Genomic DNA, 12,907 nt, shown 5'->3' with positions numbered 1-12,907 from the left:
GTCCCTCCATTCATCACCAACCTAGTCATTCACTTGCTTTTGGAAATTGCCAAAAACTGCAGATTATGTATTCGTTTTTGAATGGCTAATCCTCTTCGACTTTCCGACTGGTCCTTGATCCAAAGCTTTCTCGCTGTTGCGGAAACGGGTTCCTTGTCCGCAGCCGCAAAGCAACTGGGGCGCAGCCAGCCAACGCTGGGGCGACAGGTGCATGCGCTGGAACAGGAGCTCGGCGTATCCCTGTTTGATCGCCACGCACGCGGTCTGACGCTCAGCGATGTGGGGCAGCAAGTGTTGCCGATGGCGCAGCAGATGCACGGCGCTGTCAATGCGCTTGGGCTGACGGCGGCCGGGCAGGCGCAACAGTTGGAAGGCTCGGTCAGGATCACCGCCTCGGTCTTTGTCTCGCACCATCTGCTGCCACCGATCATCGCCTCAATCCGGCAGGCGGAACCGGCCATTCAGCTTGATCTGGTCGCCTCAGACGCCAGTGAAAACCTGTTGTTTCGCGAAGCTGACATCGCCGTACGAATGTACCGCCCTGAACAGGTCGATATTGTTGCCAAACATATCGGAGAGGTTCCGCTGTGTTTCTGCGCCGCCCGATCCTATTTAGACCGCGCCGGACGGCCAAATACGCCGACAGAGCTGATGCAGCATGATCTTGTGGGATTTGACACTAACGAAGACATTATTACCGCGATGCGTAACAAGGGCTGGCCTGCCAGCCGGGACAGCTTTGCCACGCGGTGCGATAACCAGACGGCTTACTGGGAATTGATCCGCGCAGGTTGTGGCGTGGGGTTCAGTCAGCTCAGCATTGTGCAGGCTGATCCACAGGTCGAGGTGTTGGACATTGATGTCGAGATTCCGGTGCTGCCCGTCTGGTTGGCCGCGCCTCAGGCGATGCGACAGACCCCACGTATTCGCAGGGTCTGGGATTTGCTGGCTGAAGGGTTGAAGGCCCGATTGTAATTCCGACTACAACGCGCCGGTATAGGTTCCGCGCGCCGGATAATTGTTGGCCAGGGTGAATTTCAAACCACCAACGATATCCGAAATGGGTGGCCGGGCAAACGGCGTCGTTTGCTGCCAGACGTAATACAACGTCTGATCGGGTTTGATATAAAAATGCCCCGGCTCGGCGAATAACGCAGGCTCGGCACTGCCTTCGCGAGCCACCGAGATATTCAGCCCCCAGACGTCGCGCGCATCAGCCATAGGTAGGCCGTACCCTACGCGTAGCTTCGACACCCCGGCTTTTTCAACCGTTTCCGCCGCACGTTCGCCGGTATCCGTGGTGATCATGATCACCTCGATCCCCAATTCGGCGAAATCATCCAGTGCCGCTTCGACCTCACCCATCTGGCGAATGCAGATTGGACAGTGCAGGCCGCGATACTGAATCACCAGCGTTCCGTTTTCGCCTGTGTGACGTTCCAGATCAAAGGTGCCATGGCCTACAGTTTCGATTTTCAGCGATGGGGCCGGATTTCCGGGTGTCAGCCTGTGTTTTCCTCATGATTTGACGGGTTCGTCTCATTGACCCGATGCGCTGCAAACGCTAGGGCGTGTGCGACAAAACGCAAGGAGACTGTCGATGTCCAACCCCTCGCTCCTCATCCTGCCCGGAGACGGTATTGGCCCCGAAGTTATGGCCGAAGTGCGCAGAATCATCGATTGGTTCGGCACCAATCGCGACCTTCACTTTGACGTGAGCGAGGATCTGGTCGGCGGCGCTGCCTATGATGCGCACGGCAAGCCCCTGTCGGACGAAACCATGGCCAAGGCGCAAGACGTCGACGCCGTGCTGCTGGGGGCTGTTGGCGGCCCCAAATATGACGATCTGGATTTCAGCCTGAAGCCCGAACGCGGTCTGCTGCGTCTGCGCAAGGAAATGGACCTATATTCCAACCTGCGTCCCGCTCAGTGCTTTGACGCGCTGGCCGATTTCTCGTCGCTGAAGAAAGACGTGGTGGCGGGCCTCGACATCATGATCGTGCGCGAGCTGACCTCGGGCGTTTATTTCGGTGAGCCGCGCGGCATTTTTGGGGAAGGTAACGAGCGTGTGGGCATTAACACCCAACGTTACACCGAATCCGAGATCGAACGCGCCGCGCGTTCCGCTTTTGAGCTGGCGATGCGCCGGAACAAGAAACTGTGCTCGATGGAAAAAGCCAATGTAATGGAATCGGGCATCCTGTGGCGCGAAGTCGTGACCCGCGTGGGCCAGGAATACCCCGAGGTCGAGCTGACACATATGTATGCAGACAACGGTGCGATGCAGCTGGTGCGCGCACCCAAGCAGTTTGACGTGATCGTCACAGACAACCTGTTTGGCGATGTCCTGTCCGATTGTGCCGCGATGCTGACCGGGTCGCTGGGCATGCTGCCGTCGGCCTCACTGGGTGCCCCTATGGCCAATGGCCGCCCCAAGGCGATGTACGAACCGGTCCACGGGTCTGCCCCCGATATCACGGGTCAGGGCAAAGCCAACCCGATTGCCTGTATCCTCAGCTTCGCCATGGCGCTGCGTTACAGCTTTGATCAGGGCGCCGAAGCAGATCGTCTGGAAGCGGCGATCGAAAAGGTTCTGGCCGATGGTGTTCGCACGGCTGACCTGCTGGCCGAAGAAGGTGTTCAGCCGGTTTCGACCAGTGAAATGGGTGATGCAATTCTGGCGGCGCTGGACGAAAGCGTCTGATTACACAATCCATCAGTTTCCAAAGGCGGTGCCCAGCGCGCCGCCTTTTTTTGTTAGTTGCCAAAGATATTTTTCAACAGATTGTTGATTGCCCGATCCAGCCCGGTTTCTTTCTGGCGACGTGGTTGTTGTGGCTGAGCGGTTCTGACAGGTGGATCCGGCGCCAGCATCGGCAGTGGCGTGGGCGTCATACCTTCGGTCACACGCACCATAGTTTCTTTCCAGATCTCTGCCGGCAGGCCTCCACCAGTGACACCTGACAACGGCGTATTGTCGTCATAGCCCATCCAGACACCTGCCACATAATCCGCCGTGAAACCAATGAACCAAGCATCCCGCGCGGCCTGAGTTGTGCCGGTCTTGCCGGCCACCTGCCAGCCCGGCAGTTTCGCACGACCGCCTGTGCCTTCTGAAACCACGCGCTCCATCATCCAAGTCAGTTGCTTGGCGGCCTTGTCGTTTATCACACGCTCACCAATACCGGTTGTTGTGACCATGACAGGCTCGGTCTCACCCAGCAGCTTCAATTCGGTCAGGCCATAAGGCTCAACTGCCGAGCCGCCGTTCAGGATGCCTGCATAGGCCCCCGTCATCTCGATCAGTGTGCTTTCCGATGCGCCCAGCGCCAGCGCGAGGCCTTCTGCTAGATCGCTGGACAGGCCAAAACCACTAGCAACCGTGCGGACGTTATCCAGGCCCGAAATATCCGCCACTTTGACCGCAGGAATGTTCAAAGAGTTTTTCAGAGCGTCCGCCAGCGTCACGCGGCCATAGAACTTATTGGTGTAGTTCTTCGGACACCACTGACCTGATCCCGCGATGTTCCAGCAGGTCGGCTCGTCCATCACCGTGTCGAGCGGCGAATACCCAAGTTCTAACGCGGTCGCATAGACAAACGGTTTGAACGACGAACCGGTCTGTCGCAGAGCCTGTGTGGCCCGGTTGAACGCACCAGACACGCGGGTCTTGCGTCCGCCGACCATACCTCGGACAGCACCGTCTGCGGACATAACGACAATGGCGGCCTGTGCTTTGGAGCCTTCGCGCACTTTTTCCTGGAAAATGAACTTCAGCGCCTCTTCCGCCGATGTCTGGATGCGCTGATCCAACGTGGTCCGGATCACCACGTCTTCGGTTGTATTGCGGGTAAAAAACTCGGGACCGCTGGCCATGACCCAATCGGCAAAATACCCCCCTGCGCGCGCAGCCGCAGCTTCGGACAATTGCGCCGGACGGCTACGCGCCTCACTCGCTTGGGCGCTGCTCAGATAGCCCTGAGCCTCCATAAGCCCAACCACCAACCGCGCGCGATCCTGTGAGCGTTGCAGGTTGTTCGTGGGCGCATAGCGAGAAGGTGCCACCAGAAGCCCCGCCAACATTGCGGCCTCAGCCGGAGACACTTCGGCAGCCGAAATACCGAAATAGCGCTGGCTGGCGGCTTCGAAACCACGCGCTCCTGCGCCGAGGAAGGCGCGGTTCAGATAGATCGTCAGAATCTCATCCTTGGAGTATTTGACCTCCATCGCGATTGCGTAAACTGCCTCTTTCGCTTTGCGCCAAAGCGAACCCTGTCGGCAATCCGCCTCATACGCGGCCTCGGATTCCCATGCACTGGGATCATAAGGCACGCCCAAACACAGCAGCTTGGCCGTCTGCTGCGTGATGGTCGAACCGCCATGGCCCGACAATGGCCCGCGCCCTTCGCTCAAGTTGATGCGCACCGCACTCGCCACGCCGCGCGGGCTGACGCCGAAATGGCGATAGAATCGTTTATCCTCGGTCGCAATCACGGCGTTCTTCAGATGCGGAGAAACCGTATCTGCCGTGATCACGCCACCAAACTGATCCCCGCGCCAGGCAAAGACCTTGCCATCTCGATCCAGCAAGGTCACCGAACCCTTGGCCCGCCCATCCAGCAAGGCATCCACATCCGGCAGTGAGGTGTAGACGACTCCCACCGCCAGCGCCAAGAGAAGCCCGGCAACCGCGCCGACCCGCCATGTGATGCCCCAGAACAGGCTCCAGAGCCAGCGGAACATGCGGCGGAAGATACCGCCCCCTTTTCCACCGGAACTGCGGCGTGTTTTCTTGCGTGCTGTTTTGCGTACAGCGGGTTTTCGGGCCGTCGATTTCTTGCCCGCGGGTTTCGCAGACCGCTTGGTCGCCGCAGGTTTTCGACCTTTGGACGGGTACCTTTTGTCCGCGACCAGTCGCGGTTTGCGGCGGTTGGACTCAGCCATGCTCAAACTCTGCCCGATTATGCTTTTGAGGCACCATACCCCGCCAGATCGACCATGTAGAGGTGTGAAATTCCGGTATTTCCCCTTACAAGTTTGCCCAATTATTAATCATGTTGCACGGTTTGTGCAAAAAATGTGCATAATTGCTGATTTTCTGCCCGTTTTTACCCTCGGAAAATGTTCCATCTGAAACCCGGTCGCGCATTTTTCTGCAGGTGCAAAATACCAGACTGCCGGAGTAGTAGAGGGGAAAGACGTGAAACTGATCATTGCGACAATCAAACCGTTCAAGCTTGAGGAGGTGCGTGAGGCACTGACCAATGCAGGCGTGCGCGGCATGATGGTGACCGAGATCAAGGGCTTTGGCTCACAATCGGGCCACACCGAGATTTATCGCGGTGCCGAATACGCCGTGAATTTCGTGCCCAAGATCAAGCTTGAGATCGTGGTGCCCGCCACCATGGCCGACCAGATCGTTGAGACCATCACCACCACCGCCAAAACCGGCAAGATCGGTGACGGCAAGATTTTCGTCCTCGATGTCGAGCAGGCCCTGCGCGTGCGGACCGGGGAAACCAACGAAGAGGCGCTGTAAGGCGCCCCCACCCAACATCATTCGAGGATTGACAATGAACCTGATGAAATCTCTCATCCCTGCCGCCGCGATCGTCGCGTTGCCGCAGATGGGCTTTGCGCAAGAGGCCGCCAGCGGCGAGCCTGCGCTTCACACTCAATATATCTTCACCACGCTGCTATTCCTGATGGGTGGCTTCCTGGTGTTCTTCATGGCAGCAGGCTTTGCCATGCTCGAAGGCGGGCTGGTGCGGTCCAAGAACGTTGCCATGCAGATGATCAAGAACATCGCATTGTTTTCGATCGCAGCGATCATGTACTGGCTGATCGGCTTCAACCTGATGTATCCAGGTGATGGCTGGACCATTTCGGGTTGGCTGGGCCCCTTCTTCTCGACGACCGTTCTTGATCCGGTAGGTGTTGGCGCGGATGCAGCTGCGCTGGACTATGCCTCGGTCGGCTCGGACTTCTTCTTCCAGCTGGTTTTTGTCGCGGCAACCGCATCGATCGTGTCCGGTGCAGTGGCTGAACGGATCAAACTGTGGCCGTTCCTAGCCTTCGTGGTTGTTCTGACCGGTATTATGTACCCGATCTCGGGCTCATGGCAGTGGGGCGGCGGCTGGCTGTCCGAGGCTGGCTTCTCGGACTTCGCGGGTTCGACCATTGTACACTCGGTCGGTGGCTGGGCAGCGCTGGCAGGTGCCATCATCCTTGGGCCGCGTATTGGCAAGTACAAGGACGGCAAAGTGCACCCGATGCCCGGTTCGAACCTGGCCTTGGCCACCTTGGGGACCTTTATCCTGTGGCTGGGCTGGTTCGGCTTCAACGGCGGCTCGCAACTGGCGATGGGCACCGTCGGAGATGTGTCGGACGTATCGCGCATCTTCGCCAACACCAACATGGCCGCTGCATCCGGTGCCGTTGCAGCCCTGATCATGACGCAGCTGATGTACAAGAAGCCCGACCTGACCATGGTACTGAACGGCGCGCTGGCCGGTCTGGTTTCGATCACAGCTGAACCGCTGGCCCCGACCCTGTTCGGCGCTCTGTGGATCGGTGCTGTGGGTGGTATCATCGTGGTCTTCGCGGTTCCGATGCTGGACAAGTTCAAGATCGACGATGTTGTCGGTGCGATCCCGGTTCACCTGTTCGCCGGTATCTGGGGCACCATCGCCGTGATCTTCTACGGTGAGGCCAGCTTGATCACTCAGTTGACCGGTATCATCGCATACGGCGTGTTCACCTTTGTCGCCGCGCTGGTCCTGTGGTCAATCCTGAAGGCCACCATCGGCATCCGCGTCAGCGAAGAAGATGAGATCAACGGTCTCGACATGGCAGAGCTGGGCATGGAAGCTTATCCAGAGTTCTCCAAAGGCTAACCAGCCACCGATATTCAAACAAAAAACCCGGGCGTCGTGCCCGGGTTTTCCTTTTTTAAGGACGCTGTTCAGACGCCGACATCAATTATCGCCTGCGCCAGAATTGGCACGGTGGTCGCATTCAACCCAGCGATATTCAGGCGGCTGTCGCCAACCATATAGATACCGTGATCTGCCCGCAGCTTTTCAACCAGTTCGGGCGCCGCGCCCAAGCGTGAGAACATACCACGGTGCTGAGCGACAAAGCCAAACCGGTCCGACCCGCTGAGGCGTTGCAATTCATCTGCCAGTTGCTGACGCAAGCCCAGCATAGACAGCCTAACCTCTTCAAGTTCGGTGGCCCAATCGGCACGCAGAGCCTCATCATTGAGGATTGTCGTCACGACTCGCGCGCCGTGATCGGGCGGGAAGGAGTAGTTCTGACGATTCAGGAAAGCCAGCGTGGATTGGTTCAGCGCAGTTTGCGCCGGATCATCGCTGATCGCCATTAGCAGGCCGGTACGCTCGCGATAAACGCCAAAGTTTTTGGAACAAGATGCCGCGATCAGGCAGCACTTGACGGATGAGGCCACCAGACGAGTCGCTTGCGCATCTTCTTCCAGACCATCGCCAAAGCCCTGATAAGCGATATCGATCATCGCCACGAGGCCACGCTCGTTGATCAGGTTCACAACCTCTTGCCATTGCACCATGTTCAGGTTGGCGCCAGTCGGGTTGTGGCAGCAGCCGTGTAGCAGAACCACATCGCCTGCCTTGGCAGATTTCAGGTCTTCGATCATGCCGTCGAAGTCGACACCTCGGGTTTCGCTGTCGAAATACCGGTATTGGACGGTTTCGATCCCCAGATAATTCAGGATCGACAAATGGTTCGGCCATGTCGGGTTCGACACAAATACGCGTGCCGAGGGGTTGGCCATGCGGATCATCTCAAACGCTTGGCGGCAGGCGCCAGTGCCCCCCGGAGTTGCCACAGCGGCGATATTGGCGCGCGGCACCGATGCACCCAAGATCAGACCGATCATCGCATCAGCATAGGCCGGATCGCCCGCTAAGCCGGTATAGGCCTTGGTTTCCTGCTCTTCCAAAATGCGCTTTTCAGCCGCTTTTACGGCACGCATGACCGGGGTGATGCCCTCGACATTCTTGTAGACACCAACGCCCAGATCGATCTTCTGATCACGCGGGTCGTCGCGATACATCTGCATCAGCGCCAGAATCTTGTCTGCTGGCTGCGGTTTGAGGTTCTCGAACATCAGTTCTCTCCGGTTGCGACAGGAAGGGTCGGGAATGCACCCCATTCCGCCCATGAGCCGTCATAAAGCGCGTGGTCTTTCTTGCCCATGCGTTCCAACGCAAGGCTGAGGATCGCAGCGGTCACGCCAGACCCACAAGATGTGATTGCAGGCTTCGACAGATCGACGCCGGCGTTTTCAAATATCGCGCGGCATTCCTCGGGCGATTTCATGGTGCCATTCTTGTTCATCAGCAGACCAAATGGCACGTTGCGCGAACCGGGAATATGGCCCGAGCGTAAACCCTCGCGCGGTTCAGCCTCGGTCCCGGCAAAGCGCGCGGCCGAGCGCGCATCAATGATCTCGTGATCCGCCAATTTCGCAGCAGACGAGACCTGCGTGACGTTCCGAACAAGACGATTCTGTACACGCACGGTCATGTGGCGGTCGCGGATCACCGGGGGCAAGTCCTCGATCTCATGACCTTCGGCTTGCCATTTTGGCAGACCGCCGTCCAGCACGGCAATATTTTCCTGTCCCATAAGCCGGAATAGCCACCACACCCGCGCGGCCGACATCAGACCGGCACCATCGTAAACAACAACCTGATGGCCATCTCCGACGCCCATTGCGCGCAGACGAGACATGAATTTCTCGACCGGAGGTGCCATGTGCGGCAGCTCTGACCGGTGGTCAGAAATCTCGTCGATGTCAAAGAACCGCGCACCTGGGATATGGCCTGCGTCATACTCGGCCTTGGCATCGCGCTTTTGCTGCGGCAGGTACCACGACCCATCCAGTATCCGAAGATCGGGATCCTTGAGATGTGCGACCAACCATTCGGTGGAAACGAGGGTTTTAGGATCGTCCTGCATCAATACCTCCCCTAAGCGAGCTTGGTTTGTCCCTATAGGGGCTTGGCGCTACGTTCAAGTCACGCCGCAGGTCAGAGTGCTGGCAGGCAACGATTTTTTGCGATCAAACGCACGGCGTGCTTGACACCGAGCATTCTGCGGTAGAAATCTGCGCGGTATGGTTCCCAAAGGGTTGTTCCCGGCGGGATGAAAAGGGAATCCGGTGCGACATTCACTGCCAATTCCGGAACTGCCCCCGCAACTGTAAGCGGAGTATCGCCCCATCAAGGCCACTGACCGACAGGATCGGTTGGGAAGGCCGGGATCGATCCTAATCCGCGAGTCAGGAGACCTGCCATGCACAAACCGGGCCTTGCCCAATTTCAACACGTTTCTGCCGTCGGGTGTGACGGTAAGGAGAACAAACTATGCATATCGAACCGGGCGTCGTACACGGCGCCAAACTTGTCCTGAGCTACGCAACCGCAGCTGGCGCAGGGGTCTATAGTCTAAAGCTGGCATGGGAGAGCGTTAAGAACAGCGGTATCGCAAGCCTAGCCGCGCGGTCCGCCCTGACAACCGGCCTTGTGTTTGCTTTCTTCGAAGTTCTGCCTCATTTCCCTGTTGGAGTGTCAGAAGTTCACTTTATTCTGGGCTCGACGCTGTTTCTTTTGTTCGGGGCCGCTCCGGCCGCGATCGGGCTGATCCTGGGCCTGTTTGTTCAAGGTTTCTTCCTTGCACCATTCGATCTGCCTCAGTTCGGAATGAACATGACGACATTGCTGGTGCCGTTGTTTGCCTTGCAGGCATTGGCAAGCCGCATCATTGCGCCGAATACAGCTTATGTTGACCTCAAATATTCACAGGCTCTGGCGCTTTCGACCGCCTATCAGGGTGGCGTTGTCCTTTGGGTGGCATTCTGGGCGTTCTACGGTCAAGGATTCGGTGCTGAAAACATGACCGCCGTTGTCAGCTTTGGCGGCGCATACATGCTGGTTGTCTTGATCGAACCTCTGGCTGATCTCGCCGTGCTTGCGGCAGCCAAGTCCATGAAAGGTTTGGACAAGCTCGGCCTGTTTACCCCGCGCCTTCACAGCGCGGCTTAAACATCCTGCGCCGCGTTATCCTGTGCGGCGCAACCTGAAATGCTGAATGATGCCAATCACACTGATGATGATCCAAAACCCTTCGATCAGCATGGATGCCAGATTGAAGTTATGCATCAGCGAAAACACGATCAGAACCGATCCGATCAGGTTCACCACAGGAAAAGCCAGATCTTCCGAGTTCGTTAGACGCATCTGGGTCGCAAAATAGGCTGCAACGACCATTAAGGCTCCAAACGAGCCAATTGCATCAGCTATGGTCAATGAGTTCAGAAATGTTGTCATGATTAACCCGCCGCCTGTTGCCCATAGTGGTGCATGTTCAGAAACACAGCCCCCTCGGGGCCCGCGCGGTAGCCATGCGGCAGATCAGCGGCAAAGCGCAAGCCCTGTCCATTTTGCAACGTCACCCACTCTCCATCCCGCTGGACTTCAAGGGGGCCGTTCAAAACAAAGACCTCTTCGGTGACACCAGGAGCATGGGCCGGAGAGCTATGGCTTTGATCCGGTTTCAGGGTGACGTGAAAGGTCTCTGCCCCAAGAGCCGGATCAAACGGAAACACAATCTTGACCGAGATACTGCCGGGAAATGTCACCGTCTGAAACACCTCGGCAGACGGGTCACGCCCCGCAGCAGTGCCGATCAACGCGCTGAGCGGCATTTGAAACCCCTTGGCAATCTTCCAGAGCGTCGCAATCGTCGGGCTTGATTCTCCGCGCTCGATCTGACCTAGCATCGCTTTGCTGACCCCGGTCATTTCGGCGACTTTCGACAGGCTTAACCCCGAAGCCGCGCGCACATCCCTTAATTTCAGCGTTACTTCGTCCGATTCCATAGCCGTGCCTTGCGATTTGTCTTGTGCGTTATAACGTACATATGCTACGTGCGCTATAACGTACACACCCAATATCTCAGCTTGGGCAATAGGGAAACAGCATCATGCCATTGTACCGATCCAGAACATCCACCCATGGCCGTAACATGGCCGGTGCCCGTGGCCTGTGGCGCGCCACCGGAATGGGTGATGATGATTTTGGCAAACCGATCATCGCCATCGTGAATTCATTTACCCAATTTGTGCCCGGTCACGTCCACCTGAAGGACCTTGGCCAGATGGTCGCGCGCGAGGTCGAGAAAGCGGGTGGTGTTGCCAAAGAGTTCAACACGATCGCCGTGGATGACGGCATCGCGATGGGCCATGATGGGATGCTGTATTCCCTGCCCTCGCGCGAGGTCATTGCGGATTCGGTCGAATACATGGTCAATGCGCATTGTGCTGATGCGATGGTCTGTATCTCGAATTGCGACAAGATCACGCCGGGTATGCTTATGGCCGCCATGCGTCTGAACATCCCTGCGATCTTTGTCTCGGGCGGACCGATGGAAGCGGGCAAGATCGACATCGCCGATCTGGACGCCAAGAAGATTGACCTTGTGGATGCGATGGTTGCTGCAGCGGATGACCGCTTCACCGATGAGCAAGTTCAGCACATCGAAGAAAACGCCTGCCCGACCTGTGGGTCATGCTCGGGCATGTTCACTGCGAACTCGATGAACTGTCTTGCCGAAGCACTGGGTCTGGCGCTGCCGGGTAATGGCTCGACCCTGGCCACACATGCCGACCGCAAAGAGCTGTTCCTGGAAGCCGGTCGCCGCATCGTCGAGATCACCAAGCGCCACTATGATCTGGACGAGAAAGGCTTCCTGCCGCGTGAAATCGCCACGTTCGACGCGTTCGAGAATGCCATGAGCCTGGATATCGCAATGGGTGGATCGACCAATACGGTGCTTCACTTGCTGGCCATCGCGCACGAAGGTGAAGTGCATTTCACCATGTCCGACATGGACCGCCTGAGCCGACAGGTGCCCTGCCTCTGCAAGGTCGCGCCGAACACTGAAAATGTGCATATGGAAGACGTGCACCGCGCTGGCGGCATCTTCTCAATCCTCGGTGAACTCAGCCGCGCGGGCCTGTTGCATAACCACTGCTCGACCGTGCATTCGGCCACGATGGGCGAAGCGATTGCTAATTGGGACATCAAGGTCGCCAACAACCCGCAGGCGCAGGATCTGTTCAAAGCCGCCCCCGGTGGTGTCCGGACGACGCAAGCATTCAGCCAGTCGAACCGCTACAAAGAGCTGGACACAGACCGCGAAGGCGGCGTGATCCGCTCGAAAGAGCACGCATTTAGCCAAGATGGCGGTCTAGCTGTTCTGTTTGGCAACATCGCGCGCGATGGCTGTATCGTGAAAACTGCCGGGGTTGATGAGAATATCCTGAAATTCACCGGCTCGGCCTATGTTTGCGAAAGCCAGGATCAGGCGGTGAATGACATCCTGACGGGCAAAGTGAAAGAAGGCGATGTGGTGGTGATCCGTTATGAGGGACCTCGCGGAGGCCCGGGTATGCAAGAAATGCTATACCCGACGTCTTACCTGAAATCCAAAGGTCTGGGTAAAGCCTGCGCCCTGCTAACCGACGGACGGTTCTCGGGCGGCACATCGGGTCTGTCGATCGGTCACGTCTCGCCTGAAGCGGCCGAAGGCGGTGAGATCGGATTGGTGAATACTGGTGACACGATCGAAATCGACATCCCCAATCGGACCATCCATCTGGCTGTCTCTGACGAGGAACTGGCAGCGCGACGTGAAGAGCAGGATGAAAAAGGCTGGCAGCCAGCTGCACCGCGCAAGCGCAAAGTGTCAACTGCACTCAAAGCCTATGCAAAGCTGACAACCAGTGCTGCAAAAGGTGCGGTCCGCCAGGTGTAATTCCAGCGGGCGCGGAGAACTCCCGCACCCGCTTCATGGCTTCGGC

12 protein-coding genes and 1 riboswitch are annotated in these 12,907 nt (G+C 57.6%); of the genes, 6 read left to right on the top strand and 6 right to left on the bottom strand.

Translation table 11 applies throughout. From position 1 onward, the window contains the following. The first annotated feature begins 81 nt into the window (after positions 1-81). The gene (locus ACR0NN_RS10080; RefSeq protein ID WP_170725378.1) at positions 82-975 is read left to right on the top strand and encodes a LysR family transcriptional regulator; all 894 of its coding nucleotides are present in this window, start codon (positions 82-84) and stop codon (positions 973-975) included. Positions 976-981: 6 nt separating this feature from the next. On the opposite strand, the gene ACR0NN_RS10075 is transcribed toward ACR0NN_RS10080, so the two are convergent. After that, positions 982-1,506, bottom strand: a complete 525-nt coding sequence (locus ACR0NN_RS10075) for a redoxin domain-containing protein (protein WP_170725397.1) — start codon at positions 1,504-1,506, stop codon at positions 982-984. A gap of 94 nt (positions 1,507-1,600) precedes the next feature. On the opposite strand from ACR0NN_RS10075, the gene leuB reads away from it, so the two are divergent. Beyond that, positions 1,601-2,704 (top strand): 3-isopropylmalate dehydrogenase, encoded by a 1,104-nt coding sequence (gene leuB, locus ACR0NN_RS10070; protein WP_170725379.1) that lies wholly within the window; start codon positions 1,601-1,603, stop codon positions 2,702-2,704. A gap of 53 nt (positions 2,705-2,757) precedes the next feature. Here the strand turns inward: leuB and ACR0NN_RS10065 are convergent, their stop codons facing one another. Next, a complete protein-coding gene (locus tag ACR0NN_RS10065; RefSeq protein ID WP_170725380.1) occupies positions 2,758-4,944 on the bottom strand; it encodes a PBP1A family penicillin-binding protein in 2,187 nt (728 codons plus the stop codon). Positions 4,945-5,200: 256 nt separating this feature from the next. Here ACR0NN_RS10065 and ACR0NN_RS10060 point away from each other — a divergent pair, with 256 nt between their 5' ends. Then, on the top strand, positions 5,201-5,539 hold the full coding sequence (locus ACR0NN_RS10060; RefSeq protein ID WP_039541190.1) for a P-II family nitrogen regulator: 339 nt from the start codon (positions 5,201-5,203) through the stop codon (positions 5,537-5,539). Positions 5,540-5,573: 34 nt separating this feature from the next. Next, positions 5,574-6,896: an ammonium transporter gene (locus ACR0NN_RS10055; RefSeq protein WP_170725381.1), complete on the top strand. Its 1,323-nt coding sequence runs from the start codon at positions 5,574-5,576 to the stop codon at positions 6,894-6,896. Between the two features lie 68 nt (positions 6,897-6,964). Here ACR0NN_RS10055 and ACR0NN_RS10050 read toward each other — a convergent pair whose 3' ends face one another. Together ACR0NN_RS10050 and sseA are read right to left on the bottom strand one after the other, a co-directional pair. After that, positions 6,965-8,149: an amino acid aminotransferase gene (locus tag ACR0NN_RS10050; RefSeq protein ID WP_170725382.1), complete on the bottom strand. Its 1,185-nt coding sequence runs from the start codon at positions 8,147-8,149 to the stop codon at positions 6,965-6,967. Then, positions 8,149-9,003, bottom strand: coding sequence for a 3-mercaptopyruvate sulfurtransferase (gene sseA, locus ACR0NN_RS10045; protein WP_170725383.1), 855 nt, complete (start codon positions 9,001-9,003; stop codon positions 8,149-8,151). Before sseA ends, ACR0NN_RS10050 begins: the two co-directional genes overlap by 1 nt. Before the next feature lie 141 nt (positions 9,004-9,144). Further along, positions 9,145-9,356, top strand: a riboswitch (cobalamin riboswitch). A gap of 54 nt (positions 9,357-9,410) precedes the next feature. On the opposite strand from sseA, the gene ACR0NN_RS10040 reads away from it, so the two are divergent. Further along, entirely contained in the window at positions 9,411-10,088 is a 678-nt protein-coding gene (locus ACR0NN_RS10040; protein WP_170725384.1) for an energy-coupling factor ABC transporter permease, read from the top strand. A gap of 15 nt (positions 10,089-10,103) precedes the next feature. On the opposite strand, the gene ACR0NN_RS10035 is transcribed toward ACR0NN_RS10040, so the two are convergent. Together ACR0NN_RS10035 and ACR0NN_RS10030 are read right to left on the bottom strand one after the other, a co-directional pair. Further along, positions 10,104-10,373, bottom strand: coding sequence for a CBU_0592 family membrane protein (locus ACR0NN_RS10035; RefSeq protein ID WP_170725385.1), 270 nt, complete (start codon positions 10,371-10,373; stop codon positions 10,104-10,106). A gap of 2 nt (positions 10,374-10,375) precedes the next feature. Continuing rightward, positions 10,376-10,924, bottom strand: coding sequence for an XRE family transcriptional regulator (locus ACR0NN_RS10030; protein WP_170725386.1), 549 nt, complete (start codon positions 10,922-10,924; stop codon positions 10,376-10,378). Between the two features lie 104 nt (positions 10,925-11,028). Here ACR0NN_RS10030 and ilvD point away from each other — a divergent pair, with 104 nt between their 5' ends. Next, complete coding sequence (gene ilvD, locus ACR0NN_RS10025; protein ID WP_170725387.1) at positions 11,029-12,861, top strand: dihydroxy-acid dehydratase; 1,833 nt, start codon at positions 11,029-11,031, stop codon at positions 12,859-12,861. The last annotated feature ends 46 nt before the right edge of the window (positions 12,862-12,907 follow it).

This window comes from Ruegeria sp. BA2, assembly GCF_056539605.1.
This window is presented reverse-complemented; position numbering and strand designations above follow the sequence as displayed.

Coding starts and splice junctions, on each gene's coding strand:
- ACR0NN_RS10030 (WP_170725386.1), bottom strand. CDS start 10,924: ATGGAATCGGACGAAGTAACGCTGAAATTAAGGGATGTGCGCGCGGCT.
- ACR0NN_RS10065 (WP_170725380.1), bottom strand. CDS start 4,944: ATGGCTGAGTCCAACCGCCGCAAACCGCGACTGGTCGCGGACAAAAGG.
- ACR0NN_RS10040 (WP_170725384.1), top strand. CDS start 9,411: ATGCATATCGAACCGGGCGTCGTACACGGCGCCAAACTTGTCCTGAGC.
- ilvD (WP_170725387.1), top strand. CDS start 11,029: ATGCCATTGTACCGATCCAGAACATCCACCCATGGCCGTAACATGGCC.
- ACR0NN_RS10035 (WP_170725385.1), bottom strand. CDS start 10,373: ATGACAACATTTCTGAACTCATTGACCATAGCTGATGCAATTGGCTCG.
- ACR0NN_RS10050 (WP_170725382.1), bottom strand. CDS start 8,149: ATGTTCGAGAACCTCAAACCGCAGCCAGCAGACAAGATTCTGGCGCTG.
- ACR0NN_RS10055 (WP_170725381.1), top strand. CDS start 5,574: ATGAACCTGATGAAATCTCTCATCCCTGCCGCCGCGATCGTCGCGTTG.
- ACR0NN_RS10080 (WP_170725378.1), top strand. CDS start 82: ATGGCTAATCCTCTTCGACTTTCCGACTGGTCCTTGATCCAAAGCTTT.
- leuB (WP_170725379.1), top strand. CDS start 1,601: ATGTCCAACCCCTCGCTCCTCATCCTGCCCGGAGACGGTATTGGCCCC.
- sseA (WP_170725383.1), bottom strand. CDS start 9,003: ATGCAGGACGATCCTAAAACCCTCGTTTCCACCGAATGGTTGGTCGCA.